This is a genomic window from Frateuria sp. GZRe12 (assembly GCF_051900535.1).
Lineage (GTDB): Bacteria > Pseudomonadota > Gammaproteobacteria > Xanthomonadales > Rhodanobacteraceae > Frateuria_A.
The window spans coordinates 517,090-539,097 of sequence record NZ_JBHZGI010000002.1; the positions used below are offsets into that span (position 1 = coordinate 517,090).

At 69.1% G+C, this 22,008-nt stretch carries 28 protein-coding genes; 23 read left to right on the forward strand and 5 right to left on the reverse strand.

The genetic code is table 11. The annotated features are described in order from the left end of the window. Window positions 1–16: 16 nt before the first annotated feature. Window positions 17–1,033 (reverse strand): class 1 fructose-bisphosphatase, encoded by a 1,017-nt coding sequence (locus ACFWZ4_RS08120; RefSeq protein WP_439704209.1) that lies wholly within the window; start codon window positions 1,031–1,033, stop codon window positions 17–19. A gap of 226 nt (window positions 1,034–1,259) precedes the next feature. Between ACFWZ4_RS08120 and ACFWZ4_RS08125 the strand changes: the two genes are divergently transcribed. The 12 genes from ACFWZ4_RS08125 (at window position 1,260) to ACFWZ4_RS08180 (ending at window position 9,671) form a co-directional block, all read left to right on the forward strand. Further along, window positions 1,260–1,868 carry a DJ-1/PfpI family protein gene (locus tag ACFWZ4_RS08125; protein ID WP_439665037.1) on the forward strand — a complete coding sequence of 203 codons (609 nt, stop codon included), beginning with the start codon at window positions 1,260–1,262 and terminating at the stop codon, window positions 1,866–1,868. Window positions 1,869–1,879: 11 nt separating this feature from the next. Further along, window positions 1,880–2,044 carry a hypothetical protein gene (locus ACFWZ4_RS08130; protein ID WP_439704210.1) on the forward strand — a complete coding sequence of 55 codons (165 nt, stop codon included), beginning with the start codon at window positions 1,880–1,882 and terminating at the stop codon, window positions 2,042–2,044. Then, window positions 2,041–2,781 carry an NIPSNAP family protein gene (locus ACFWZ4_RS08135; protein WP_439704211.1) on the forward strand — a complete coding sequence of 247 codons (741 nt, stop codon included), beginning with the start codon at window positions 2,041–2,043 and terminating at the stop codon, window positions 2,779–2,781. The genes ACFWZ4_RS08130 and ACFWZ4_RS08135 overlap by 4 nt, the downstream gene beginning before the upstream one ends. Continuing rightward, window positions 2,778–3,182 carry a GFA family protein gene (locus tag ACFWZ4_RS08140; protein ID WP_439704212.1) on the forward strand — a complete coding sequence of 135 codons (405 nt, stop codon included), beginning with the start codon at window positions 2,778–2,780 and terminating at the stop codon, window positions 3,180–3,182. The genes ACFWZ4_RS08135 and ACFWZ4_RS08140 overlap by 4 nt, the downstream gene beginning before the upstream one ends. A gap of 12 nt (window positions 3,183–3,194) precedes the next feature. Beyond that, entirely contained in the window at window positions 3,195–3,584 is a 390-nt protein-coding gene (locus ACFWZ4_RS08145; protein WP_439704213.1) for a VOC family protein, read from the forward strand. Further along, a complete protein-coding gene (locus ACFWZ4_RS08150; protein WP_439704214.1) occupies window positions 3,581–4,207 on the forward strand; it encodes a glutathione S-transferase family protein in 627 nt (208 codons plus the stop codon). The genes ACFWZ4_RS08145 and ACFWZ4_RS08150 overlap by 4 nt, the downstream gene beginning before the upstream one ends. A gap of 57 nt (window positions 4,208–4,264) precedes the next feature. Beyond that, window positions 4,265–4,966: a helix-turn-helix transcriptional regulator gene (locus tag ACFWZ4_RS08155; protein ID WP_439704215.1), complete on the forward strand. Its 702-nt coding sequence runs from the start codon at window positions 4,265–4,267 to the stop codon at window positions 4,964–4,966. Window positions 4,967–5,162: 196 nt separating this feature from the next. Beyond that, a complete protein-coding gene (locus ACFWZ4_RS08160; RefSeq protein WP_439704216.1) occupies window positions 5,163–6,920 on the forward strand; it encodes a DUF885 domain-containing protein in 1,758 nt (585 codons plus the stop codon). A gap of 76 nt (window positions 6,921–6,996) precedes the next feature. Continuing rightward, the gene (locus tag ACFWZ4_RS08165; protein WP_439704217.1) at window positions 6,997–7,389 is read left to right on the forward strand and encodes an MbcA/ParS/Xre antitoxin family protein; all 393 of its coding nucleotides are present in this window, start codon (window positions 6,997–6,999) and stop codon (window positions 7,387–7,389) included. A 99-nt stretch (window positions 7,390–7,488) separates the two neighbouring features. Continuing rightward, window positions 7,489–8,175: an RES family NAD+ phosphorylase gene (locus ACFWZ4_RS08170; protein ID WP_439704218.1), complete on the forward strand. Its 687-nt coding sequence runs from the start codon at window positions 7,489–7,491 to the stop codon at window positions 8,173–8,175. A 59-nt stretch (window positions 8,176–8,234) separates the two neighbouring features. Continuing rightward, entirely contained in the window at window positions 8,235–8,912 is a 678-nt protein-coding gene (locus tag ACFWZ4_RS08175) for an SGNH/GDSL hydrolase family protein (protein ID WP_439704219.1), read from the forward strand. A gap of 117 nt (window positions 8,913–9,029) precedes the next feature. Next, a complete protein-coding gene (locus ACFWZ4_RS08180; RefSeq protein ID WP_439704220.1) occupies window positions 9,030–9,671 on the forward strand; it encodes a GDSL-type esterase/lipase family protein in 642 nt (213 codons plus the stop codon). 57 nt (window positions 9,672–9,728) lie between these two features. Here ACFWZ4_RS08180 and phhA read toward each other — a convergent pair whose 3' ends face one another. Further along, a complete protein-coding gene (phhA, locus tag ACFWZ4_RS08185; protein WP_439704221.1) occupies window positions 9,729–10,625 on the reverse strand; it encodes a phenylalanine 4-monooxygenase in 897 nt (298 codons plus the stop codon). Between the two features lie 147 nt (window positions 10,626–10,772). Between phhA and ACFWZ4_RS08190 the strand changes: the two genes are divergently transcribed. The 3 genes from ACFWZ4_RS08190 (at window position 10,773) to ACFWZ4_RS08200 (ending at window position 13,145) form a co-directional block, all read left to right on the forward strand. Beyond that, a complete protein-coding gene (locus ACFWZ4_RS08190) occupies window positions 10,773–11,249 on the forward strand; it encodes an Lrp/AsnC family transcriptional regulator (RefSeq protein WP_439704222.1) in 477 nt (158 codons plus the stop codon). 100 nt (window positions 11,250–11,349) lie between these two features. Continuing rightward, window positions 11,350–12,144: a lysophospholipid acyltransferase family protein gene (locus tag ACFWZ4_RS08195; RefSeq protein WP_439704223.1), complete on the forward strand. Its 795-nt coding sequence runs from the start codon at window positions 11,350–11,352 to the stop codon at window positions 12,142–12,144. Further along, complete coding sequence (locus tag ACFWZ4_RS08200) at window positions 12,141–13,145, forward strand: YheT family hydrolase (protein ID WP_439704224.1); 1,005 nt, start codon at window positions 12,141–12,143, stop codon at window positions 13,143–13,145. The genes ACFWZ4_RS08195 and ACFWZ4_RS08200 overlap by 4 nt, the downstream gene beginning before the upstream one ends. 58 nt (window positions 13,146–13,203) lie before the next feature. On the opposite strand, the gene ACFWZ4_RS08205 is transcribed toward ACFWZ4_RS08200, so the two are convergent. Beyond that, window positions 13,204–13,626 carry a VOC family protein gene (locus tag ACFWZ4_RS08205; protein WP_439704225.1) on the reverse strand — a complete coding sequence of 141 codons (423 nt, stop codon included), beginning with the start codon at window positions 13,624–13,626 and terminating at the stop codon, window positions 13,204–13,206. A 174-nt stretch (window positions 13,627–13,800) separates the two neighbouring features. Here ACFWZ4_RS08205 and ACFWZ4_RS08210 point away from each other — a divergent pair, with 174 nt between their 5' ends. Further along, the gene (locus ACFWZ4_RS08210; protein WP_439704226.1) at window positions 13,801–14,571 is read left to right on the forward strand and encodes a ZIP family metal transporter; all 771 of its coding nucleotides are present in this window, start codon (window positions 13,801–13,803) and stop codon (window positions 14,569–14,571) included. A 50-nt stretch (window positions 14,572–14,621) separates the two neighbouring features. Here ACFWZ4_RS08210 and ACFWZ4_RS08215 read toward each other — a convergent pair whose 3' ends face one another. Together ACFWZ4_RS08215 and ACFWZ4_RS08220 are read right to left on the reverse strand one after the other, a co-directional pair. Further along, window positions 14,622–15,518: a manganese catalase family protein gene (locus tag ACFWZ4_RS08215; RefSeq protein WP_439704227.1), complete on the reverse strand. Its 897-nt coding sequence runs from the start codon at window positions 15,516–15,518 to the stop codon at window positions 14,622–14,624. Window positions 15,519–15,842: 324 nt separating this feature from the next. Continuing rightward, the gene (locus ACFWZ4_RS08220; RefSeq protein WP_439704228.1) at window positions 15,843–17,318 is read right to left on the reverse strand and encodes an AAA family ATPase; all 1,476 of its coding nucleotides are present in this window, start codon (window positions 17,316–17,318) and stop codon (window positions 15,843–15,845) included. 113 nt (window positions 17,319–17,431) lie between these two features. On the opposite strand from ACFWZ4_RS08220, the gene ACFWZ4_RS08225 reads away from it, so the two are divergent. The 7 genes from ACFWZ4_RS08225 to ACFWZ4_RS08255 all read left to right on the forward strand — a co-directional run bounded on the left by ACFWZ4_RS08225 (window position 17,432) and on the right by ACFWZ4_RS08255 (window position 22,008). Further along, the gene (locus ACFWZ4_RS08225) at window positions 17,432–18,520 is read left to right on the forward strand and encodes a PQQ-dependent sugar dehydrogenase (RefSeq protein ID WP_439704229.1); all 1,089 of its coding nucleotides are present in this window, start codon (window positions 17,432–17,434) and stop codon (window positions 18,518–18,520) included. Window positions 18,521–18,707: 187 nt separating this feature from the next. Further along, window positions 18,708–19,328 carry a YbhB/YbcL family Raf kinase inhibitor-like protein gene (locus tag ACFWZ4_RS08230; protein ID WP_439704230.1) on the forward strand — a complete coding sequence of 207 codons (621 nt, stop codon included), beginning with the start codon at window positions 18,708–18,710 and terminating at the stop codon, window positions 19,326–19,328. 124 nt (window positions 19,329–19,452) lie between these two features. After that, window positions 19,453–19,608, forward strand: coding sequence for a DUF1328 domain-containing protein (locus ACFWZ4_RS08235; protein WP_091335435.1), 156 nt, complete (start codon window positions 19,453–19,455; stop codon window positions 19,606–19,608). Between the two features lie 35 nt (window positions 19,609–19,643). Beyond that, a complete protein-coding gene (locus tag ACFWZ4_RS08240) occupies window positions 19,644–20,096 on the forward strand; it encodes a glycine zipper domain-containing protein (protein WP_439704231.1) in 453 nt (150 codons plus the stop codon). A 24-nt stretch (window positions 20,097–20,120) separates the two neighbouring features. Then, window positions 20,121–20,576 carry an ABC transporter ATP-binding protein gene (locus ACFWZ4_RS08245; RefSeq protein ID WP_439704232.1) on the forward strand — a complete coding sequence of 152 codons (456 nt, stop codon included), beginning with the start codon at window positions 20,121–20,123 and terminating at the stop codon, window positions 20,574–20,576. Further along, window positions 20,573–20,869, forward strand: coding sequence for a hypothetical protein (locus ACFWZ4_RS08250; protein ID WP_439704233.1), 297 nt, complete (start codon window positions 20,573–20,575; stop codon window positions 20,867–20,869). The genes ACFWZ4_RS08245 and ACFWZ4_RS08250 overlap by 4 nt, the downstream gene beginning before the upstream one ends. After that, window positions 20,866–22,008: an AI-2E family transporter gene (locus ACFWZ4_RS08255; RefSeq protein WP_439704234.1), complete on the forward strand. Its 1,143-nt coding sequence runs from the start codon at window positions 20,866–20,868 to the stop codon at window positions 22,006–22,008. The genes ACFWZ4_RS08250 and ACFWZ4_RS08255 overlap by 4 nt, the downstream gene beginning before the upstream one ends.

The following is a 22,008-nucleotide window of genomic DNA, read 5'->3' on the forward strand; positions in this document are numbered from 1 at the left end:
CGCCTGCCCGCTGTCCTCAGGCGAAGGCGACGTCGGCCTCGCGGTGGTAGCGGGTGGCCACTTCCACCTCGCCCTTCGAACCCAGGAACACCGGCACGCGCTGGTGCAGGCCGGTCGGCTGCAGGTCCATGATGCGCTCGCGCCCGGTAGTGGCCGCGCCGCCGGCCTGCTCGACGATGAAGGCCATCGGGTTGGCCTCGTACATCAGGCGCAGCTTGCCTCCCTTGGCCTTGATCTTGGCGTCCAGCGGATAGAAGAACACGCCGCCGCGAGTGATGATCCGATGCACGTCAGCCACCATCGAGGCGACCCAGCGCATGTTGAAGTCCTTGCCGCGCGGGCCTTCCTTGCCGGCCAGCAGCTCGCCGACGTAGCGCTGCATCGGCGCCTCCCAGTGGCGCTGGTTGGACATGTTGATGGCGAACTCGGCGGTCTGTTCGGGGATCCGGATGTCGCGCCGGCTCAGGATGAAGCTGCCGACCTCGCGGTCGAGCGTGAACTCGTGCGTGCCATGGCCGAAGGTCAGCACCAACAGCGTGGCCGGGCCGTACACCACGTAGCCGGCGGCGAGCTGCTGCGTGCCCGGCTGCAGGAAGTCCTCGACCTTCGGCTCGGTCACGTCCTCGGGGCAGCGCAGCACCGAGAAGATCGTGCCGACCGAGATGTTCACGTCGATGTTGGACGAGCCGTCCAGCGGATCGAACAGCAGCAGGTGGTTGCCCTTCGGGTACATGTCCGGGATCGGCTGCGGATCCTCCATCTCCTCCGACGCGCAGGCAGCCAGGTGACCACCCCAGGCGTTGGCTTCCAGCAGGATCTCGTTGGAGATCACGTCGAGCTTCTTCTGCGCCTCGCCCTGCACGTTGTCGCTGCCGGCGTTGCCCAGCACGCCGCCCAGCGCGCCCTTGCTGGTGGCCACCGCAATGCGCTTGCAGGCGCGCGTGACCACTTCGATCAGCAGCGAGAGCTCGGCGTTGATGTGGCCGGCGCGGCGTTCCTCGATCAGGAACTGGATCAGCGAAACAGGCTTCATGTCGGGTCCGTGGCTGGAAGGAACGGGCATTTTACGGGGTGCGCGTGAATGGCGGGACGCACCCGGCCCCCTCCGCGCCGGGCCTGGCAAACCGGATTCGGGGTGCTTCGCCTTCGGCCTGCGGGTATGAGCCCGGGATAACGGGGTCCGCCTTTTGCCCCACTGCTGACATCACGCTGGCAGCAGCCCCGGCGCATCCTGCCCATCTTGCAGAGGAGGCAACGCGATGCGCGACACGATCCATTTCCTGGTGTTCGACGGTTTTGCGGATTGGCAGGCGGCGCTGGCCCTGTGCGAGGTGCGTCGACCGGGCGACTGGCAGGTGGCGACGGTCGGCTTCACCCGCGCGCCGGTGCGCTCGATGGGCGGCCTGGCGGTGCAGCCGGAGCTGAGCCTTGCCGAGCTCGACTTCGCGCGCGCCGCGCTCACCATCGTGCCGGGCGGCCATCTGTGGCAGCGCGGCGAAGGCGCCTCGGCGGTGGCCGCGTTGCGCCAACTCCATGGCGCAGGCTCGGTGGTCGCCGGCATCGACAGCGGCGTGCTGGCGCTGGCCCGCGCCGGCCTGCTCGACCGCTGCCGCCACACCGGCAACTGGGCCGGCCACATCGATGCACAGGTACCGGGCTACGCCGGCAGCGCGCAGTACGACGCCTCGGTCCTGGCAGTCAGCGACGGCGGCACCATCACCGCCAGCCACCTGGGCAGCGTGGAGTTCGCACGCGAGGTGATCCGCACGCTGGACCTTTATGGCCCGGGCGACCGCGAACACTGGTATCGCCTGTTCAAGCACGCCCAGCTGCCGCCGTGGTGCGTCGGCGAAGCGGCCGCGGCGTGAGGAGGACGACCATGCATCCGATCCTCGATCGCATCGCCGACGCCTACCGCCCGCTGGCCGGGCGCAACCGGCTGGTCGAAGGGCCGCAGCCGCTGCCGCCCGCGACCGCGCGCCAGCCCTCCCGGCGGATGACCCTGCTGGCACTGGTCGCCACGCTGTTCGGACGGCGCCCATGAGCGCCCACGCCGTATTCGAGTTGCGCCAGTACACGCTACGACCCGGCCAGCGCGAGCGGCTGGTCGAACTGTTCGAGCGCGAATTCATCGAGCCGCAGGAAGCGCTCGGCATGGGCCTGCCAGGGCAGTTTCGCGACCTCGACGATCCGGATCGCTTCGTCTGGCTGCGCAGTTTCCCGGACATGCCCGCGCGCGCCGCGGCGCTGGCGGCGTTCTACGACGGCCCGGTCTGGCGCGGGCACCGCGAGGCCGCCAACGCGACGATGCTCGATTCGGACGACGTGCTGCTGTTGCGACCGACCCAGCCTTTCGCGCTGGAGGGCATGACACGTCCCGGGCTCGGCGAACGCGCGCCCGCCGGCCTGCTGAGCGCCACGGTCTGCCCCGTGCCACCGTCCGATGCCGCGCCGCTGGCGCGCAGTTTCGACATGCAGGTACGGCCCGTGCTGGGGCGCCTTGGCGCGCCGGTGCTGGGACAGTTCGTCACCGAGCCGGCGCGCAACACCTTCCCGCGGCTGCCGGTGCGCGAAGGCGAAAGCGTATTCGTCTGGTTCGCCGCCTTCGCCGATGCCCGGGCGCAGGCACGGCACCGCGCCGCCGCGGCCGCCGACCCCATCGTCGATGCCTGGGTCCACCGCCTGGAGGCCCTGCCCGAAACCCTGCGCCTGGCGCCCACGCCGCGTTCGCTGCTGCGCGGCGCATCATCGCTCATGACCACACCCGGGGAGCACGCATGACCAGGACCTATCACGGCAGTTGCCATTGCGGCGCGGTGCGCTTTGCCGCCGACATCGATCTTTCCGCCGGCACCGGCCGCTGCAACTGCTCGATCTGCAGCAAGACGCGCCGCTGGGGAGCGATGGTCAGGCCGGAGGCTTTCCGTTTGCTGGAGGGCGAAACGGCGTTGGCGGACTACCAGTTCGGTACCCACAGCATGCACTACCGATTCTGCCGGCACTGTGGCGTCCAGCCCTTCGGCACGGGGCATCTGGAACAGCTGGGCGGTGACTTCGTCAGCGTCAACCTGGCCTGCCTGGATGACGCCACTCCGGAGGAACTGGCCGATGCGCCGGTGCGCTATTTCGACGGGCGCCACGACAACTGGATGAACCCCCCGGCCGTGACCACCTACCTGTAGGAGCGCAACGCCATGTTCGATCACCTCGGGCTGCCCGTGACCGATCTGCAACATGCGCGCCGGTTCTACGAACAGGCGCTGCAGCCATTGGGCATCGCGGTGGTGAAAAGCTTTTCCGACGCCGTGGGCCTGGCCGCCGGACGGGGCCGAAAAGCCGAGCAGGAGCTCTGGCTGACCCGCGCCGACCACAGCCCGACGCCGCTGCACATCGCTTTCGTGGCGGCCACCCGCGCGCAGGTCGACGCCTTCCATCGCGCAGCGTTGGCGCCCGGTGCGCGCGACAACGGCGCGCCCGGACTGCGTCCGCACTACCACGACAACTACTACGGTGCCTTCGTGATCGGGCCGGATGGACACAACCTGGAGGCGGTCTGTCATCGGCCGCCGGAGAACGAGCGATGAACGCACCGAAGGTGACCTTTTTCCACGCACCGCAGTCGCGCTCGCGCGGGACGCTGGCGCTGTTGGAGGAACTTGGCGTCGACTACGACCTGCACCTGCTGGACCTGAAGGCCGGCACGCAGCGCGACCCGGCCTACCTCGCGCTCAACCCGCTGGGCAAGGTGCCGGCGATCCGCCACGACGGCGCGATGGTCACCGAGCAGCCGGCGGTGATGATGTACCTGGCCGACCTCTATCCGGAAAAGAACCTGGCGCCGGCGATCGGCGATCCGCTGCGCGGACCGTATCTGCGCTGGATGGTGTTCTATGGCTCCTGCTTCGAGCCGGCGCTGGTCGACCATTCCATGCAGCGCGAGCCGGCACCGCACGCGACCTCGCCCTACGGCACCTGGCAGGAAGTGCTGGACGCCATCGTCGCCCAGCTCACACCCGGGCCCTGGCTGCTCGGCGAGCGCTTCACCGCCGCCGACGTGCTGTGGGGCACCGCGCTGCACTGGATTACGATGTTCAAGCTGGTGCCGGACGTGCCGCCGGTGCGCGACTACATCGCCCGCGTGCGTGCGCGCCCGGCGATGCAACGGGCGGAAGCGAAGGATGCCGGGTTCCTCGCCAGCCAGTCCTGAGCGACCGCGGGCGTCGGCGCACTGGCCCATGCATCGCGCCTCGGCGATCATGCGCGCATGCGCCGCGCCGATCGCCTGTTCCTCATCATCCACGCCCTGCGCGGCCGCCGCACCGCGCTGCAGGCGCGCTCGCTGGCCGAGACGCTGGGCGTCTCGCTGCGCACGGTCTACCGCGACGTCGCCGACCTGCAGCTCTCGGGCGTGCCGATCGAGGGCGAAGCGGGCGTGGGCTACGTGCTGCGCAAGGGCGCGGACATCCCGCCGCTGATGTTCACCGCCGAGGAGCTCGAATCGCTGGTGGTCGGCACCCGTTTCGTGCGCGCCTTCGCCGGCGAGCGCCTGGCCGAAGGCGCGCAGGCCGCGCTGATGAAGATCGAGGCGGTGCTGCCGCCGGAGCTGCGCGAGCGCGCCGCGCGCACGCGCATCTACGCGCCGGTGTGGCGGGACGAATACAGCACCGCCTTCGCCGCGCGTATCGACCGCCTGCATGCGGCAATCGAGGCGCAGCTGGTGCTGCGGCTGGTCTATCGCGACGAAGCGGGCCACGCCAGCACGCGCGACGTCGAGCCGCTGTGCCTGGCGTTCTGGGGTGGCAAGTGGACGCTTGGCACCTGGTGCCGCCTGCGCGGCGCGTTCCGCAACTTCCGCCCCGACCGCATCGACCGGTTCGACGAAACCGGCGAACGCTTCGCGATGGGCGAAGGCCGCAACCTCGACGCCTACCTGGACGCCATGCGCGGCTACTACGCAGGCGTCTGACGCCCGCGGGCGGTACATCGACTGCGGTCGCCGCGCGCCGGCGCCCACCACGACGGTCCCGGTGGAACCGTTCATCCCGAGCGCAGGCCGCAGCTCGGAGTCGAAGGGCTCCACGCCGCGGAGCCGGATCCGCTGGCGGGCACATCCGCGCCACTTCTTTGCGATCATCACCGCTTCCCTCGCAAGGAGCTTCGCGATGAACCACCTGCTGGGCGGCCTGCTGGCCGCGGGCCTGCTGCTCGCCCCGGTCGTGCACGCCAACGACGCCGACGACCGCTTCAAGGCGATCTACACCCACGAGTGGGCGTGGCGCACCGGGCAGGGCGACATCAGCGCCTCGGGCGAGCCACAGCCGAACAACGGTCGGCTGGACAACGTCGACGCGGCCAGCCAGCAGCAGCGGCTGGAAACCTGGCAACAGGTACTGGCCAGGCTCGATGCACTCGACGCAAGCCAGCTCTCGCCCGCCAACCAGGTCAACTACGCCGTCTACCACGCGCAGATCGCCAACCTGCTGGCCGACCAGCGCTTCAGCACCTGGCAGATGCCGTTCAACAGCGATTCGGCGTTCTGGAGCGACCTCGGCTACGAACTGGACGCCGACCACCTGCGCACCACCGACGACTTCCGCCGCTACCTCGACCGGCTGGCGCAGATCCCGGCCTACTTCGACCAGCAGATCGCCAACATGCGGCTGGGCCTCAAGCGCGGCTTCTCGGTGCCGCGCGCGGTGCTGGACGGGCGCGACGTGTCGATCGCCGCCGTGGCGGAGCTGAAGGATCCCACGGCCAGCAGCTTCTACGAACCGTTCGAGCACATGCCCGACGCGATCCCGGCCGACCAGGCGCAGGCGCTGCAGGGCGAGGCGCTGCGGCGCATCCGCGACGAGGTGATCCCGGCCTACGGCAGGTTGCTGACCTTCTTCCGCCAGAGCTACGTGCCGCACGCGCGCACCACGCTGGCGGCCGAGGCACTGCCGGACGGCAAGGCGTTCTATCGCCAGCAGATCCGCGAATACACCACGCTGGACCTGGACCCCGATGCGATCCATACGATCGGCCTGGAGCAGGTGGCGAAGATCCACGCGCAGATGCTCCAGACGATGAAGGACAGCGGCTTCAAGGGCGACTTCCCCGCGTTCCTCGATCTTCTGCGCACCGACCCGCAGTTCTACGCCAGGACGCCCGAGGAGCTGCTGCAGCGCACCGCCTGGGTGGCCAAGGAAGTGGATGGCCAGATGAGCCGCTTCTTCGGCCATCTGCCGCGCGCGCGCTTCGCCATCGTGCCGGTGCCTGCCGACATCGCGCCGTACTACACCTCCGGCCGCGGCGGCGCGGATGCGTACCTGGTCAATACCTACGACCTGCCGTCGCGGCCGCTTTTCAACATGCCGGCGCTGACCCTGCACGAATCCTATCCCGGGCACGCGCTGCAGCTGGAACTGGCTGCCGAGCAGAAGGGCCAGCCCGAATTCCGGCGCCAGGGCTACATCTCCGCCTTCGGTGAGGGCTGGGGCCTGTACTCCGAATACCTGGGCAACGAGATGGGCATCTACAAGACGCCGTACCAGCGCTTCGGCTACCTCACCTACCAGATGTGGCGCGCCTGCCGGCTGGTGGTCGACACCGGCATCCACCACCTCGGCTGGACGCGCCAGCAGGCGATCGACTACCTCACGCAGAACACCGCGCTGTCGGCGCGCGAGATCGCCAACGAAGTGGACCGCTATATCAGCTGGCCGGGGCAGGCACTGTCCTACGAGCTCGGGTACCTGAAGATCCGCGCGCTGCGCGGCAGGGCCGAGCACGCACTGGGCGCCAGGTTCGACCTGCGGCACTTTCACGACACCGTATTGCAGCTCGGTTCGGTGCCGCTGCCGGTGCTGGAGCAGCGCGTCGACCGCTTCATTGCCGAAGGCGGTCCGGAGCCCAGGTACGGATGCGACTGCAAGTAGGGTCCGATGAGGGCTTGTTTGCAGCTACTGCATATTTGCAGTAAATTGAACGCGAACTCCAAAAGGAGAGTTTCGCATGCTGGCCCATACCCGTCCCGAACAGGCCCCTGCCGGTGACCTTGGCGGTCCCGCGCTGCGCTCCTTCTTCCGCCTCGCCGAGCACTGGAAACTGCGCATTGCCGAACAGCGCCGCCTGCTCGGCGAACCGGCCGAATCGACCTTCTTCAAATGGAAGCGCGACCAGGACGGCAATCCCGGCCGCGACGTGATCGAGCGGATCAGCTACCTGCTCGGCATCTGGAAATCGCTGCAGATCATGTTCCCCGATCCGGCCCAGGCCGACGCCTGGCTGCGCAAGCCGAACCAGGCGCCGCTGTTTGGCGGCCATTCGGCGCTCGAGCGCATGCTTTCGGGCAACGTGGGCGATCTTTACGTGGTGCGCCAATACCTGGACGCGCAACGCGGCTGAGGCGGGCGCGAGACTCCGGTCGCGCCCGGCGAGACCTCGCGCTGCCATGCTTGGTTTCTCCCGCCTCGGTGAAGGGAGGACGCACAACCCGGAGCCTGCATGCCCGCCGACCTGCCGCCCCTGAAACGCATCCGCTGGAGCCATGCCTACCGCATCGTGCCCAGCCGCTTCCCGCCGGTGGGCGTGTTCGACCGCATCGCCGACCCGGCGGACCTGGACGCGCTGTTCGCCATCGAGGCGATGACCAATCCGCGCCTGCGCGAGGAAGCCGGCGCCTTGCAGCTGGTGCCGCGGGAGCGGCGCATCAGCGGGCCGGGCAGCACGCCGGTGATGGCCGCCTTCACCCATCTCAACCCGGAAGGCAGTCGCTTTTCCGACGGCAGCTGGGGCGTGTTCTACGCCGCGCACGGCGTGGCCACCGCCGTGGAGGAAACCGTCTACCACCGCGAGCGCTTCCTCGCCGCGACCGCCGAGCCGGCCTGCGAGATCGAGATGCGCTGCTATCGCACCAGCATCGACTGCAAGTTGCACGACCTGCGCGGCGGCTGGCCGGCCGCGCACGATCCGTACGACTACGCGGCCAGCGTGGCGCTGGCGCGCACGCTGCGCGCGGCCGGCTCCAGCGGGGTCGTCTATGACAGCGCGCGACACGCCGGCGGCGAATGCGTGGCGGCGTTCTATCCCGACGTGGTGGCGCCCTGCGTGCAGGCGCAGCATTTCATTTACCGCTGGGACGGCAGGCGTATCGCGCAGGTGCTCGAGGTGAGCGAGCTCAAGCGGCCATAGCGGCCGACGGGCGAGCCAACCAACCCGTCCTCGACACGGCCTGGTGGTAGGTTGGATGGATGAAAGTTCTCTGGCTGTTGCTGATCATCGCGCTGGTGCCGTCGCTGGCGCAGGCGTGTGCCGACCGGCCCGAACAGTGGCAGGCCGACATCGCGTCGTTCGCCGCGGCCGACAGCGCGCATCGCCCGCCGCCGCATCCCGTGCTGTTCGTGGGCAGTTCGTCGATCCGCATGTGGAGCTCGCTGGCCAGCGACTTCCCTGGCCGCGCGGTCATCAACCGCGGCTTCGGCGGCTCGCGCATTCCGGATGCCACGTACTACGCCGATCGCCTGGTGGCGCCCTACCACCCGCGTGCCATCGTGTTCTATGCCGGCGACAACGACCTGGCCGAGGGCTGCACGCCGGAGCAGGTGCGTGATGCGTTTGTCGCGTTCGTGCGGCGCGCGCGGTCGCTGGACGCGGATGTGCCGATCGCGTTCATCGCGATCAAGCCCAGTGTGGCGCGCAAACACCTGCTGCCGCAGATCCGCAGGTCGAACGCGCTGGTGCGTGCGTACGCGCGCGGGCAGACGGGTATCGGCTACCTGGACGTCTTCACGCCCATGCTGGGACCGGATGGCCAGCCGCAACCGAAATGGTTCGGCTCGGACGGCCTGCATATGAACCGGCAGGGCTACCGCCTCTGGTCGGGCCTGGTGCGCGATTGGCTGCATGGAACGCTGGACATCGCGCAGTGAGGTTTCCGCGCCGGACGTGCGCCGGGATCCCGAGTGCGTCCGCGGACCCGCGCCTACCCACGCCACCTTGATCGCGCCTGGCCTAGTCTCGGGCAACCAGCGTCCGGCGGAGACGGCATGCTCGACCAGGTTTCTCCTTCCGGCGGCGAGGTCGCCGAGTTCATCGAATGGCAGAGCGAGATCGCGGTGTTCGCGGCGATCGACAGGCTCGCGCCACCACCAGCGGACGCGGTGTTGTTCGTGGGCAGCTCATCGATCCGGCTGTGGCATACGCTGGCGGCGGATTTTCCGGACGTGCCCACGATCAATCGCGGCTTCGGTGGTTCCGAAATCGCCGATAGCGTCTACTTCGCCCAACAGCTGGTCGCGCCCTACCGGCCCAGGGCGATCGTGATGTACGCCGGCGGCAACGACCTGGCCGACGGCAAGTCGCCCGCGCAGGTGCGCGACGCCTTCCGCGCGTTCGTCGCGCAGGCGCGCCGCTGGGCGGGCGAGGTGCCGTTCGCCTATCTGTCGATCAAGCCCAATCTCTCGCGGCGCAGGCAGCTGCCGCGGATCCGCCAGGCCAATGCACTGATCCGCGCCTGCGCCGACGAACGCGGGGTGGATTTCCTGGACATCCACGCGCCGATGCTCGGCGCCGACGGCGAGGCCGATCCGCGCTGGTTCGACGACGACGGGCTGCACCTCAATGCCGAGGGCTACGCGCTGTGGACCGGCGTGGTGCGCGACTGGATGGCCAGGCGCAGCCTTCTGTAGGAGCGCGCCCCGGGTGCGACCGTGGCCGCGCACAGGGTGCGCTCCTGCAGGAAAGCCTCAGGTATCCGCGTTGGTGGCGAAACCTTCGTGGCTGCCGTAGTGGAACACGCGGTCGGTATCGTCCAGCACGTCGGCGGCGGCGTGCGGGGCGTTCTCGCGCAGACGCGCATAGATTGGCGTGAAGTCCGGCGAGGTCGCCTCGAACAACTGCTCGAAGCTGTCGATCACGAAGTAAGTCTGCTGGTACGTATCGATGCGGTAGCGCGTGCTCATCACGCGCTCGAGATCGAAGCCGATCCGGTTCGGGGCCTCCGAATCCAGGCTGTACACCGACTCGCCCTTGGAGCTGACGATGCCCGCGCCGTAGATGCGCATCCCCTCGCGCGTGTTGATCAGCCCGAACTCCACCGTGTACCAGTACAGCCGCGTGAGGTTCATCAGCGCCTCGGGGCCGATCGCGTGCGCCTTCATGCCGCCGCGGCCGTAGGCCTGCATGTAGTCGGCGAACACCGGGTTGAGCAACAAAGGCACGTGGCCGAACAGGTCGTGGAACAGGTCCGGCTCGGACAGGTAGTCCAGTTGGTCGGGCTTGCGGATCCACCAGCTCACGGGGAAGCGGCGGTTGGCAAGGTGGTCGAAGAACACCTCGTCCGGCAGCAGTCCCTCCACCGCGACCAGCTCCCAGCCGGTGGCCTTGGCCAGTACCTGGTTGATGTCGGCGAATTTGGGAATGCCGCCGGCGCCAAGGCCGAACTTGGCCACGCCGTCGAGGAATTCCTGGCAGGCCCGCCCCGGCAGCATTTCGCACTGGCGCGCGAACAGCGTGTCCCACACTTCGTGGTCCGTGCGCGTATAGCTCGACCAGGGCTGCTCGACCACGCCGGTGGCGTAGACCGGTACGTAGCCGCGGTCGGTCTGCTGGTGTTCGACCTTGCGGGGCGTGGCGGTTTCCATGGCGACTCCGGGCGGCTTTCTGGCGTATGCCTTTCGATCTTCAAGAATACGCCGCGTGGCCTGCACGAAGGTTGCGTTTGTTGTGAACCACCCGTTAGGTGGCGCAGTATCCTTGCGCGGATCGCTCGAAAAACGGAGCAAGCTGCCATGTCCAAGCTCGATCGCACCGACCTGCGCCTGCTCGCCGTGCTGCAGGGGGAAGGGCGCATCACCAACGCCGAGCTGGCCGAGCGGGTGAGCCTGTCGCCCTCGGCCTGCCTGCGCCGGCTGCAGCGGCTGGAGACCGATGGCATCGTCACCGGCTACGCCGCGCAGATCGATCCGCAGGCGGTAGGGCTGGGCCTGCAGGCATTCGTGCGTGTGCAGCTGGCGCGGCACGAGGCGGGCGCGATCGAGCGCTTCGTGGAGAAGGTGGAAGGTTGGGAGGAGGTCGTCGCCTGCCACGCACTGACCGGCGACATGGACTACCTGCTGCACGTGTACGTGGCCGACCTGCCGCACTTCTCGCGCTTCCTGCTCGACCGGCTGCTCAACGATGCGGGCGTGGCCGACGCCAATTCCAGCTTCGTGCTGCGCACGGTCAAGCGCTCGCCCTCGTTGCCGCTGGGGCAGCTGGAACCATGACACCCGCGGGGCCAGTTTCGGCCACCTTTCCGCGCGGCGGCGGCCAACTGCGCTCCAGGCGTGCGCTGGGGCGGGACGAAAACGATAAACTAGCCGGCTCATGGACACCGCCCTGACTCCAGACCGCGATCCCTGGCGCCCTCTGCGCTACCTGTGGCGGGTGCCGCTGCTGCTGCTGCACATCGTGCTCGGCATCGTGCTGTGCGCGGGCATCCTCAGCTGGAACCGGCACCGGGTGATGGTCGACGGACGCGAGCCGTTCGCGCACCGCATGATCCGCTGGTGGTCGACCATGCTGATGCGCATCTTCGGCCTGCGTTCGGTGCGTGTCGGCAAGCCGCTGCCCGACCCGGTGCTGTTCGTCGCCAACCACACCTCGTGGATCGACATCGAGCTGCTGCACAGCCAGCGCGCCGCCTGCTTCGTGGCCAAGGCGGAGATCGCGCGCTGGCCGCTGGTCGGCTGGATGGCCGCCACCGGCGGCACGATCTTCCATCGGCGCGGCAGCAACCATTCGCTGGCGGCAGTGATGCAGGCGATGGTCGAGCGCCTGCGCGGCCACCGCTCGGTGGCCGTGTTCCCCGAGGGCGGCACCGGCCATAACGGCGTGCTCAAGGTATTCCACGCGCGCATCTTCCAGGCCGCGCTGGACGCGCAGGTACCGGTGCAACCGGTGGCGCTGCGTTTCGCGCGCGACGGCAAGCGGGTGGTCGACGCCGGCTTTCGCGAGGGCGAGCACTTCATGGGCAACCTCCTGCGCATGCTCGGCGAGGCGCCGCTGGACGCCGAGGTGCATTTCCTCGCCCCCGTGCCGGCGATGCCCGAGGCGCGCCGGCGCATGGCCGATCTCTCGCGCGAGCGCATCGGCGCCGCGCTGGAAGACGCGCACGCATGAGCGAGCTGCCCCGCGGAAAGGATTTCCGTCCCCCCTGGCCGCTGACAAGCGGCCACCTGCAGACCATGCTTTCCTCCAGCGGCGTGCGCCGGTTGCTGCTGCCGCAGAGCGCGCGCGAGGTACTCCAGGGCGCCGAGCCGGTGCTGGTCGATGGCGGCGAGGGCGTGCGCCTGACCGGCGCGTTCACCGCGCAACGCACCGGTGGCCCCACGCGCGGACTGGCAGTGCTGTTCCATGGCTGGGAAGGCAGCGTCGATTCGACCTACGTGCTGCAGACCGGCAGCCGCCTGCTGCGCGACGGCTGGGACGTGTTCCGGCTCAACTTCCGCGATCACGGCGCGAGCCACCACCTCAACGAGGCGCTGTTTCATTCCTGCCGCATCGACGAGGTGGCGAACGCGCTGGGCGACATCGTGCGTCGCTGGCCGCGCCCGGTGACCGCGCTGGCCGGCTTCTCGCTGGGCGGCAACTTCGCCCTGCGCGCGGCGTTGCGCGCGCCGGCGGCGGGGATCGCGCTGGACTACGCGCTGGCGGTGTGCCCGATCATCGATCCCGGCGAAGGCCTGTTCTCGCTGGAAGAGAGCGCGCCGTGGTTCTACCAGGCGTACTTCATGCGCAAGTGGCGGCAGTCGCTCAAAGCCAAGCAGCAGGCCTTTCCGCAGCGCCGGTATTTCGAGTTGGCCGAGCTCAAGCAAAGCCTGCGCGGGCTGGCCGAGGCGCTGGTGCTGCGGCACACCGACTTCGATTCGCTGCAGGCCTATCTGGACGGCTATTCGGTAGCGCGCGACGCGCTCGCCGGCCTGGCCATCCCGGCGACCATCCTTACCGCGCGCGACGACCCGGTGATTCCGGTCGGCGCCTTCGAGCAGCTGCAGCTGCCGCCGAACATCGAGCTCGACATCGCCGAACACGGCGGCCATTGCGGCTTCATCCGCGGGGCCGACATGGTGAGTTTCACCGACGAGTACATCGCCGCACGGTTCAACGCGTTGCTGGCGTAGGACGGGCTACAGCCCGCCGGCTTTGCGCCAGCATGCGGTGGCAGCAGCCCACCCTGCGTCACTTCGCGAACAGCCGCGCCGGATCGGCGAAGGCCTTGAACTCCAGCGCGTTGCCGCACGGGTCGAGCAGGAACATGGTCGCCTGTTCGCCCGGCTGGCCACGGAAGCGGATGTGCGGCTCGATGACGAAACCCGTACCTGCCGCTCGCAGCCGGTCGGCCAATGCCTGCCAGGCATCCATCGCCAGCACCAGGCCGAAATGGCGCACCGGGACCGCATCGCCGTCGACCTCGTGCGCGGCGACCGCGCGAGCTTCTTCCGGAGCAAGGTGCGCCACGATCTGGTGGCCGTGGAAGTCGAAGTCGACCCAGTCCTCGCTGGAGCGCCCTTCCGGGCAACCGAGCAGCTCGCCGTAGAAGGCGCGGGCCTTGGCCAGCGAGGTGACCGGGAAGGCGAGGTGGAAGGGCGGGAGCGTGGCCATGGGCGATCTCGCGGGAACGGGGCGGTTGCGCCAGCATGGGCGGCACCGCGCCGCGGATCAACGTGTCCGTTCACGCCGCCGGGGCCGGCCGGGCCGCATGCTGGACGCCCGCCCGCTGCCCCGAAACCGCATGCCCGCGACGCCCCTACCCACGCGCAGGACCGAAGCATGGGCATGACGCCGATCCTTGCGGCTTGCCTGGGTGGCGCCGCAGGCGCGGCCGCCACCGCGCTGGGCACGGTACCGGCGCTGTTCGCGAGGAGAATCGACCAGCGCACGCAGGACACCATGTTCGGCTTCGGCGCGGGCGTGATGCTCGCGGCCAGCGCCTTCTCGCTGGCCCTGCCGGGGATCCAGGAAGCCCGCCGCCAGGGCGAGGGTCCATGGGCGGCGGGCGCGCTCGTCGGCGTGGCGATCCTCATCGGCGCGGCCGCGCTGGTGCTGCTCGAACGCGTGTTGCCGCACGAGCATTTCATCAAGGGTCCGGAAGGACATCCGTCGCAGCGGCTCAAGCGCGCCTGGCTGTTCGTGTTCGCCATCTGCCTGCACAACCTGCCCGAAGGGCTGGCGATCGGCGTGGGCTTCGGGCCGGGCGTGGCGCACGGCGTGGCGCTGGCCACCGGCATCGCCATCCAGGACCTGCCCGAGGGACTGGTGGTGGCGATCGCGCTGATGGCCGCCGGTTACGGGCGGCGCTGGGCGGTGTCGGTAGGCATGGGCTCGGGCCTGATCGAACCGGTCGGCGCGCTGGTCGGCGCCGGCGTGGTGATCGACTACCCGATGCTGTTGCCGGTCGGGCTGGGCTTCGCGGCCGGAGCGATGCTGTTCGTGGTCAGCCACGAGATCATCCCCGAATCGCACCGACAGGGACACGAGCACTTCGCCACCGGCGGGCTGATGGTCGGCTTCGTGCTGATGATGCTGCTCGATACCGCCTTCAGCTGACCACACAACACGCAGGGTGGGCAGAAAGCCCACCCCACGGCTATCTGGAGCTAGTGGCGGGTGCCTCGCGGCTGGCCCCCGCTGCGGCCCAGTTCGGCACCGGTTTCCGGGTTGATCGAGGGATCCGAGCGCGTGCGCTTGGCCATCTCCATCAGCACCGAACGCTGCTGGTCGGTCATCGCCACTTCGGGCATGCCGCTGCCGCCATCCATCGCCAGCATCTTTTCGCGGTCGCTGACGAACCGGAAGTTGTCGTCGCTGTTCCATGGGCCGCGCATGTCACCCTCGCCCTGGGATGTGTTGACGTAGACGTTGGCGAACTCCTCCTTGCCCGGCAGCTTGCCCGGCGGGAAGTTGGGCTCGATCGCGTACAACGCCTTCTCGAACGACTGCTGGTGGGCGATCTCGCGGGTCATCAGGAAGCCCAGCGCGTCGCGCACGCCGGCATCGGCGGTCACGTTGATCAGCCGCTCGTAGATGATCTTGGCGCGCGCCTCGGCGGCGATGTTCGAGCGCAGGTCGGCCGTGGGCTCGCCGATCGAGTCGATGTAGCCGGCGGTCCACAGCTGACCGCCGGAATTGGTCAGCGCCGGGCCGCCGCCGTAGAGCACCTGGGTCACGTGCGAATCGTTCCCCGCGCCCTGCAGCTCGCGGAATGCCTGCGCCTGCTCCTGGGCGCCTTCGGCCAGCTTGCCCTTGGCGCCCTTGTTGAGCATGCCGACGATGGTGCCGATCACCTCCAGGTGGCTCAGCTCCTCGGTGGCGATGTCCAGCAGCATGTCCTTGCGCCCGGGATCGTCCTCGGCCAGCGCCTGGGTGAAGTAGCGCATCGCGGCGGCGAGTTCGCCCTGCGGTCCGCCGAACTGTTCGAGCATGAGATTGGCCAGCGCGGGATTGCACTCGGAAACCCGCACCGTGTATTGCAGGCGTTTGTTGTGAGCGAACATGGGAAACGTCCTTCTGTCGTCTGCTTAAGGGAGACGACCGGCACGGGGCACCGGCCGCGAGGGGTTTCCGAAGGCGGCAAGAACCGTGCCCTTGGCAGCGGCGCGTGTTGTGGGTGTCTGCACGCTGGCGACGGCGCAAGATTTGCGCCCGGCTGCAACATTTGCAGCGGACCGGCGTTGCGCGAGCTCCCTTCCGGGGAGAAGACCGGGATGCAGGGTCGGGGTTCGCGGGGAGGTGGTCCGGAACCGCGCCCGGTCGCTGCCTCGCCGCCAGAGCGACCCCTCGCCCCAACCCTGTCCCCGGAGGGCGAGGGGAGCAAAGGCTCAGTCAGCGGGCACGCAGCGTTCGCGCGCCCAGTCACGCAGCGCCTGCACCTGCTCGCACATCAGCACTGACAGCGGGCGGGTCTGCTCCAGCGCGTGGCGTAGCGCGGCCTGGTCCGGCGGCGTGCCGCTGCCGGCAGCGTCGTAGAGAGCGCTGACGATCGCCTGTTCGATCTCGGCGCCGGAGAAACCGTCGCTGGCGGCGGCAAGGGCCGGCAGGTCGAAGGTTGCCGGATCGAGCTTGCGGCGTTTCAGGTGCAGCGCGAACACCGCCGCGCGCGCCGCCGGCGTGGGCAGGTCCACGAAGAAGATCTCGTCGAAGCGACCCTTGCGCAGCAGCTCGGCCGGCAGCTGGTCGACCGCGTTGGCAGTGGCGACCACAAACACCTTGGCCTTGGGTTCGGCCATCCAGGTCAACAGGTAACCGAGTACGCGACGCGAAACGCCCCCGTCTTCGCCGCCACCGCTTGCCAGGCCTTTCTCGATCTCGTCGATCCACAGCACGCAGGGCGCAAGCAGTTCCACGCTGGCCAGCGCCTCGCGCAGGTTCTTCTCGGTCTCGCCCTGGTACTTGTCGTACAGCGTGCCGAAATCCAGCCGCACCAGCGGCACGCCGAAACCACCGGCGGTGGCCTTGGCCGCCAGGCTCTTGCCGCACCCCTGCACGCCCAGCAGCAGCACGCCCTTGGGGGGATCGAGCGCCGGCTGCGGATCGAGGAACACAGCGCGCCGGCGCTGCACCCAGGCATTGAGGCGCGCCACGCCGGCGACGTCGGCGAAGCTCGCGGTGGCGTATTCGTAGTGCAGCAGGCCGGAGCGGTTGAGCAGGTCGAACTTCGAGCGCATCAGCTCCGGCAGGTCGGCGGTGCCGAGTGCGCCGTCGTTGTAGATCAGCTTGCGCACGATGCGCCGCGCGTCGGGACCGGACAGGCCGACCAGGTTGCGCACCATCGTGCGCGCCGCATCGCCGTCGACGTCCAGCCGGCGCCCTTGCTCGCGCTGCCAGGCGGCGGCCTCGCCGCGCAGGATGCCGGCCAGTTCCTTCACGTCCGGCAGCGCCAGCGGCACGCGCGTGGCCAGCGCCTCGAGTTCTTCCGGCAATTCGATCCTGGCGCCGACCAGCACCAGCGTGTGCGTCGCGCTCCGGTGGCGCTGCACGATCTCGCGCATCTGGCGCAGGCTCATCGCGTAGCGCAGGAACGGGTGGAAATCGAACAGCAGGTAGACACCGCGTTCGTCCGCGGCGCGGATCGCGTCCAGCGTGGCACTCGCGTCCGGCGCGATGGCCTCGCCGGCGGGCTGGACGAAATCCAGGCGACCCAGGCCGTCGGTCAACGTCCAGCGCCACAACGGTCGCAGCGACTGCGCGATGACGTGGCGGAAGCACTCGATCACGCGCTGCTCGTCCACCGTCTCGATCACCAGCAACGGCGTGGCCGCGCGGACCAGGGTGGCCAGGTCGTCCAGTTCGCTCATGCATCCCCCTCGTGAGGCGCGTACGGTAGCAGCAGGCGCCGGGGCGGGCCCATCCTTTCCGGCTTCACGGCGCGAGCGCTACGCTGGCCTTTCCGCCCGCAAGGAGAGTCGTCATGCGCCTGATGCTCGTGCTGCTGCTCGCCCTGTCCGCCGCACCCGCCTGGGCCGCCCCGATGCTGGACCGGCTGGTCCTGCCGAAGGGTTTTCATATCGCCGTCTATTCCGACCAGGTTCCGCAGGCGCGCGAGCTGGCGCTGGGCGCCAGGGGCACGGTGTTCGTCGGCTCGATGGACGCCGGCAAGGTCTACGCGCTGACCGATGCCGACCACGACGGGCGCGCGGAAACGGTGCGCGTCGTCGCCAGCGGAGTGCAGCTGCCGGTCGGCGTGGCCTTCCACAAGGGCGACCTGTACGTCTCGGCGGTAAGCCGCATCTTGGTGTTGCGCGACATCGAAAACCACCTGGACCACCCGCCCAGGCCCGAACTGGTCTACGGCAAGTTCCCTACCGAAACGCACCACGGCTGGAAGTTCATCGCCTTCGGTCCCGACGGCAAGCTGTACGTGCCGATCGGTGCGCCCTGCAACCTGTGCGACAAGGACAAGGCCTACGCCAAGCTCACCCGCATGAACCCGGACGGCACCGGCCTCACCGACGTCGCCTACGGCATCCGCAACACGGTCGGCTTCGACTGGCGGCCGGCCACGGGCAAGCTGTGGTTCACCGACAACGGCCGCGACCTGCTCGGCGACGACGTGCCCAGCGACGAGCTCAATCGCGTCGACCACGTCGGTCAGCACTTCGGCTATCCGTACTGCCACCAGGGCGACATTGCCGACCCGGAATTCGGCAAGGGCCATCCCTGCAGGGACTATGCGCCGCCGGTGCTCAAGCTGGGCGCTCACGTGGCCTCGCTGGGGCTGCGCTTCTACACCGGCAGGCAGTTCCCGGCGCGTTACCAGGGGGCGATCTTCGTCGCCGAACATGGTTCGTGGAACCGCACGAAGAAGTCGGGCTATCGCGTGATGAGCGTGCGGCTGGATGGCGACAGGGTCGCGTCCTACGAGCCCTTCATCACAGGGTTCGAGCAGGACGAGCAGGCCTGGGGCCGGCCGGTGGATGTGCAGCCGTTGCCCGATGGCAGTTTGCTGGTGAGCGATGACCTGGCGGGAGCGGTCTATCGCGTGACGTACGGAAAATGACGCGCCCTGCTTCCTCCCCCATCGGGGAGGGGGCCGGGGTGAGGGGCTGGGGCTCGCGGGGAAGTTTGCCAGGGCCGACAAGAAACACTGGCGCCCTTGCGTGGCTTGGTCGCTAGAGCGACCCCTCACCCCAACGCTCTCCCCGGGGGGACAGGGAGCCAACTTCCGAAACTTGATGGAGAACCCCATGCAACTACGCAGCAACGATTTCCAGGACGGCCAGACGATTCCGCCCGAATGCGCCTTCGGCAAGCCGGGCGACCCGATCGCCCTGTCCGACAACCGCAACCCTCACCTGGCCTGGCGCGACGCCCCGCCGGGCACGCGCTCGTTCGTGCTCACCTGCATCGATGGCGACGCGCCCAGCCGCGGGGACGACGTCAACAAGGAAGGTCGCACCGTCAGCGCGGACCTGCCGCGCACCGATTTCGTGCACTGGCTGATGGCCGACATCCCCGTCGAATGCGGCGAGCTGGGAAACGGTTCATGCAGCGACGGCGTCACCCCGCGCGGCAAGCGCGCGCCGGCCGGGCCGCCCGGCAGCATCCAGGGCGGGAACGACTACGGCGGCTGGTTCGCCTCCGATCCGGACATGGCCGGCACCTACCTTGGCTACGATGGCCCGTGTCCGCCCTGGAACGACGCCCGCGTGCACCGCTACCGCTTCGAACTGCATGCGCTGGACATTCCGGGCCTCGGCCTGTCTCCGGGCTTCGGCGTCGAGCAACTGCGCCAGGCAATGGACGGCCACGTGCTCGCCCGCGCCGCGCTGACCGGCACCTACGCGATCAACCCGCACGCGAAGTGAACGGAGGCGCACTGGCACGCGCCTCTTCACGTGCAGATGGCAGCCCCTGTGGATGAATGAGCCACGTCGGGCCTTGCAGGCCGGCCCATGAAGGGGGTCAACTCTCACCCATGAGGAAGCCGTCATGCTGCATTACGCCATCGTCTTTCTGGTCATCGCGATCATTGCTGCCATCCTCGGTTTCGGCGGCATCGCCGGCGCCGCCGCGGGCATCGCGAAAATCCTGTTCGTCATCTTCCTGATCCTCGCGATCATTGCCTTCTTCCGCCGCGCCAGTTGAGCGGCGGTGTCCTCACCATCCACCGGGAGAACGCCATGAACCCGATCCAAAGCTCGTCCACCCCGCGCGATCCCGGTCTGAACCCGGCCGTGCCGAATCCCTCCATGGCCGCCTCCGACGCGACCGATCCGCTGCTGGCCGATACGGGTAGCTCCAAGGCGCATGCCCGCATCGACCAGGGCGCCGAGCGCGTCAAGCAGGCCACCTCCGACGCGGTGGCGCGCACCAAGCAGGCGGTCGACACCACGGCCGACAAGGTCGAGGCGGGCGTGCACCGGGCGACCGACAAGGCCGCCAGCGCCGCCCACCGGGCCAACGACAAGGCGGCGGACCTCAGCGAGCGTGGCCGCCAGCTGCGTGACGAAACCATGGACAAAGCCGAGCTTTGGATGGAGCAGGCGCGCGAGTACGTGCGCGAGAAGCCGATGCAGTCGGTCGCCATCGCGGTCGGCGCCGGCTGGCTGCTCGGCCGCCTCCTGCGGCGCTGACGAAAACGCCGACGAGTGCCAGGGATGCCACAGGTCGAACCTACCAACACCACCGATGACGGTGCCGCCGAGGCGGCGCCGCCCTCGGGCGTGCTCGCCGAACTAGGTGGGCTCGGCCGCGCCATCAAGGAGCTGTTCGCCGCCCAGCTGGAACTGCTGTCGGCCGAAGTCGGCCTGGCGCGCAGCGCGCTTTCGTGGATGCTGCTGGCCGGCCTGGCCGCCACCGTGGCCGGCGTCGGCCTGGGCCTAACCCTGCTCGCGCTGGTCGGCGTGCTGCTGGCCAAGTGGTTCGCGTCCTGGATCTGGGCGCTGGTCGCGCTCGCGGTGCTGCAGCTGATATTCGTGCTGGCCGCGATCCTGTTCTTCCGCCGCTGCATGCACTGGATGAGCCTGCCCGCCACGCGCACCGAATGGGGTGCGATGATGCGTGAGACGCGGGCCCGGGCCCGCCACCGGGTGGAACGGGAGGACGCGGCATGAGCATGTTCGGCGAGCACGCGCGGGTACGTGCCGCGCAACTGCGGATGCGCGAGGCGCGCCTTGCGGCCGCGCTACCCGCCTCCGCCCTGCTGGCGCGTGGCGAGCGGCATCCGTTCGTGATCCTCGGGGTGGCCGCCGCGGGTGGCTTCCTGCTCGGGCGCTCCGACGCCAAGCCGTTGCATCTTCCCGGCATGAGCCATCTGTTCGGTGCGCTCGTCAGCGAGGCCACCACCATCGGTGCCAGCTTCCTTGCCGCACACACTGCCGCGCAAAACGTCGCCGAGGAAGCATGAACCGGCCCGATCCCGCGATCGCGCCGGCCGCGGTCGACGTGGCGCCGGACACCGTGCCGCCGCCGATCGCCGGCTCGCCGCAGCTGCGCTTCGCACGCAGCCTGCGCCGCCACCTGCTGGCCGTGCGGGTGGTGCTCAATGCCTTGCTGGTGCTGGCGCTGCTCTACACCGTCACGGTTGCGCGGGTGCTGCTGATCCCGCTGGTGCTGGCCGCGTTCATCGGCCTGGCGCTCAACCCGATCGTGGCATCGGGCGCACGTCACAGGCTGCCCCGTTGGCTTACCGCCAGCGTGCTGGTCGTCGCGTTGCTGGCCGGGCTGGGCGCCGGCATCGGCGCGCTGACGCAGCCGGCGCTGGGGTGGTTCCACGGCGCACCCGCGGCGATCCGCAGTTTCGTGCCCAAGCTGCGCAGCGTCACCAAGCCGCTGGAAGCGGCCAACCGCGCTACCCAGACCCTGGTCGGCGGACCGTTGCGGGCGGCGCCGGCGCAACCGTCGACCGTGGCCATCTCGGCCTGGGACATCGTCTCCACCGCGCCCAAGGTGCTGGCCGCCGTGCTCACCGTGGTGCTGCTGGTGTTCTTCTTCCTGGTGTACGGCGATTCGCTCCTACGACGGTTGGTGGAGATTTCGCCAGGCTTTGCCTACAAGCGGCACGCGGTCGAAATCGTCCGCAGCATCCAGATCGAGGTATCGCGCTACCTGCTTACCGCGTTGGCGATCAACGCCAGCCTCGGAGCGCTGACGACTCTGATGCTGTGGCTCTACGACATGCCCGACCCGCTTTTGTGGGGCGTGGTGGCGATGACCGCCAACTTCATTCCCTACGTGGGCGCGATCACCACCACGATCGTGCTGGCGCTGGTCGGGATGATCCATGCGCACGACCTCGGTACGGCGCTGCTGCCGGCGCTCACCTTCGCCGGCATTACCGCGATCGAGGGCAACCTGATCACGCCGATGATCCAGGGCCACCGCATGCGCCTGTCGCCGATCGCCATCCTGATCTGGCTGCTGGTGTGGGGCTGGCTGTGGGGCATCCCCGGCGCACTGCTGGCGGTGCCGATGCTCACCAGCGCCAAGCTGATCACCGAGCGCGTGCGCGGCTGGGGCTGGTTCGCGGTGATGGTGCAGCGCTGA

What these genes read in the sequence shown, in the direction of transcription:
- ACFWZ4_RS08140 (WP_439704212.1), top strand. Translation starts at nt 2,778, where the DNA reads ATGACCAGGACCTATCACGGCAGTTGCCATTGCGGCGCGGTGCGCTTT.
- ACFWZ4_RS08150 (WP_439704214.1), top strand. Translation starts at nt 3,581, where the DNA reads ATGAACGCACCGAAGGTGACCTTTTTCCACGCACCGCAGTCGCGCTCG.
- ACFWZ4_RS08180 (WP_439704220.1), top strand. Translation starts at nt 9,030, where the DNA reads ATGCTCGACCAGGTTTCTCCTTCCGGCGGCGAGGTCGCCGAGTTCATC.
- ACFWZ4_RS08230 (WP_439704230.1), top strand. Translation starts at nt 18,708, where the DNA reads ATGCAACTACGCAGCAACGATTTCCAGGACGGCCAGACGATTCCGCCC.
- ACFWZ4_RS08145 (WP_439704213.1), top strand. Translation starts at nt 3,195, where the DNA reads ATGTTCGATCACCTCGGGCTGCCCGTGACCGATCTGCAACATGCGCGC.
- ACFWZ4_RS08240 (WP_439704231.1), top strand. Translation starts at nt 19,644, where the DNA reads ATGAACCCGATCCAAAGCTCGTCCACCCCGCGCGATCCCGGTCTGAAC.
- ACFWZ4_RS08130 (WP_439704210.1), top strand. Translation starts at nt 1,880, where the DNA reads ATGCATCCGATCCTCGATCGCATCGCCGACGCCTACCGCCCGCTGGCC.
- ACFWZ4_RS08165 (WP_439704217.1), top strand. Translation starts at nt 6,997, where the DNA reads ATGCTGGCCCATACCCGTCCCGAACAGGCCCCTGCCGGTGACCTTGGC.
- ACFWZ4_RS08255 (WP_439704234.1), top strand. Translation starts at nt 20,866, where the DNA reads ATGAACCGGCCCGATCCCGCGATCGCGCCGGCCGCGGTCGACGTGGCG.
- ACFWZ4_RS08120 (WP_439704209.1), bottom strand. Translation starts at nt 1,033, where the DNA reads ATGAAGCCTGTTTCGCTGATCCAGTTCCTGATCGAGGAACGCCGCGCC.
- ACFWZ4_RS08160 (WP_439704216.1), top strand. Translation starts at nt 5,163, where the DNA reads ATGAACCACCTGCTGGGCGGCCTGCTGGCCGCGGGCCTGCTGCTCGCC.
- ACFWZ4_RS08245 (WP_439704232.1), top strand. Translation starts at nt 20,121, where the DNA reads ATGCCACAGGTCGAACCTACCAACACCACCGATGACGGTGCCGCCGAG.
- ACFWZ4_RS08135 (WP_439704211.1), top strand. Translation starts at nt 2,041, where the DNA reads ATGAGCGCCCACGCCGTATTCGAGTTGCGCCAGTACACGCTACGACCC.
- ACFWZ4_RS08175 (WP_439704219.1), top strand. Translation starts at nt 8,235, where the DNA reads ATGAAAGTTCTCTGGCTGTTGCTGATCATCGCGCTGGTGCCGTCGCTG.
- ACFWZ4_RS08215 (WP_439704227.1), bottom strand. Translation starts at nt 15,518, where the DNA reads ATGTTCGCTCACAACAAACGCCTGCAATACACGGTGCGGGTTTCCGAG.
- ACFWZ4_RS08205 (WP_439704225.1), bottom strand. Translation starts at nt 13,626, where the DNA reads ATGGCCACGCTCCCGCCCTTCCACCTCGCCTTCCCGGTCACCTCGCTG.
- ACFWZ4_RS08170 (WP_439704218.1), top strand. Translation starts at nt 7,489, where the DNA reads ATGCCCGCCGACCTGCCGCCCCTGAAACGCATCCGCTGGAGCCATGCC.
- ACFWZ4_RS08235 (WP_091335435.1), top strand. Translation starts at nt 19,453, where the DNA reads ATGCTGCATTACGCCATCGTCTTTCTGGTCATCGCGATCATTGCTGCC.
- ACFWZ4_RS08220 (WP_439704228.1), bottom strand. Translation starts at nt 17,318, where the DNA reads ATGAGCGAACTGGACGACCTGGCCACCCTGGTCCGCGCGGCCACGCCG.
- ACFWZ4_RS08195 (WP_439704223.1), top strand. Translation starts at nt 11,350, where the DNA reads ATGGACACCGCCCTGACTCCAGACCGCGATCCCTGGCGCCCTCTGCGC.
- ACFWZ4_RS08225 (WP_439704229.1), top strand. Translation starts at nt 17,432, where the DNA reads ATGCGCCTGATGCTCGTGCTGCTGCTCGCCCTGTCCGCCGCACCCGCC.
- ACFWZ4_RS08250 (WP_439704233.1), top strand. Translation starts at nt 20,573, where the DNA reads ATGAGCATGTTCGGCGAGCACGCGCGGGTACGTGCCGCGCAACTGCGG.
- ACFWZ4_RS08210 (WP_439704226.1), top strand. Translation starts at nt 13,801, where the DNA reads ATGACGCCGATCCTTGCGGCTTGCCTGGGTGGCGCCGCAGGCGCGGCC.
- ACFWZ4_RS08155 (WP_439704215.1), top strand. Translation starts at nt 4,265, where the DNA reads ATGCGCCGCGCCGATCGCCTGTTCCTCATCATCCACGCCCTGCGCGGC.
- ACFWZ4_RS08125 (WP_439665037.1), top strand. Translation starts at nt 1,260, where the DNA reads ATGCGCGACACGATCCATTTCCTGGTGTTCGACGGTTTTGCGGATTGG.
- ACFWZ4_RS08200 (WP_439704224.1), top strand. Translation starts at nt 12,141, where the DNA reads ATGAGCGAGCTGCCCCGCGGAAAGGATTTCCGTCCCCCCTGGCCGCTG.
- phhA (WP_439704221.1), bottom strand. Translation starts at nt 10,625, where the DNA reads ATGGAAACCGCCACGCCCCGCAAGGTCGAACACCAGCAGACCGACCGC.
- ACFWZ4_RS08190 (WP_439704222.1), top strand. Translation starts at nt 10,773, where the DNA reads ATGTCCAAGCTCGATCGCACCGACCTGCGCCTGCTCGCCGTGCTGCAG.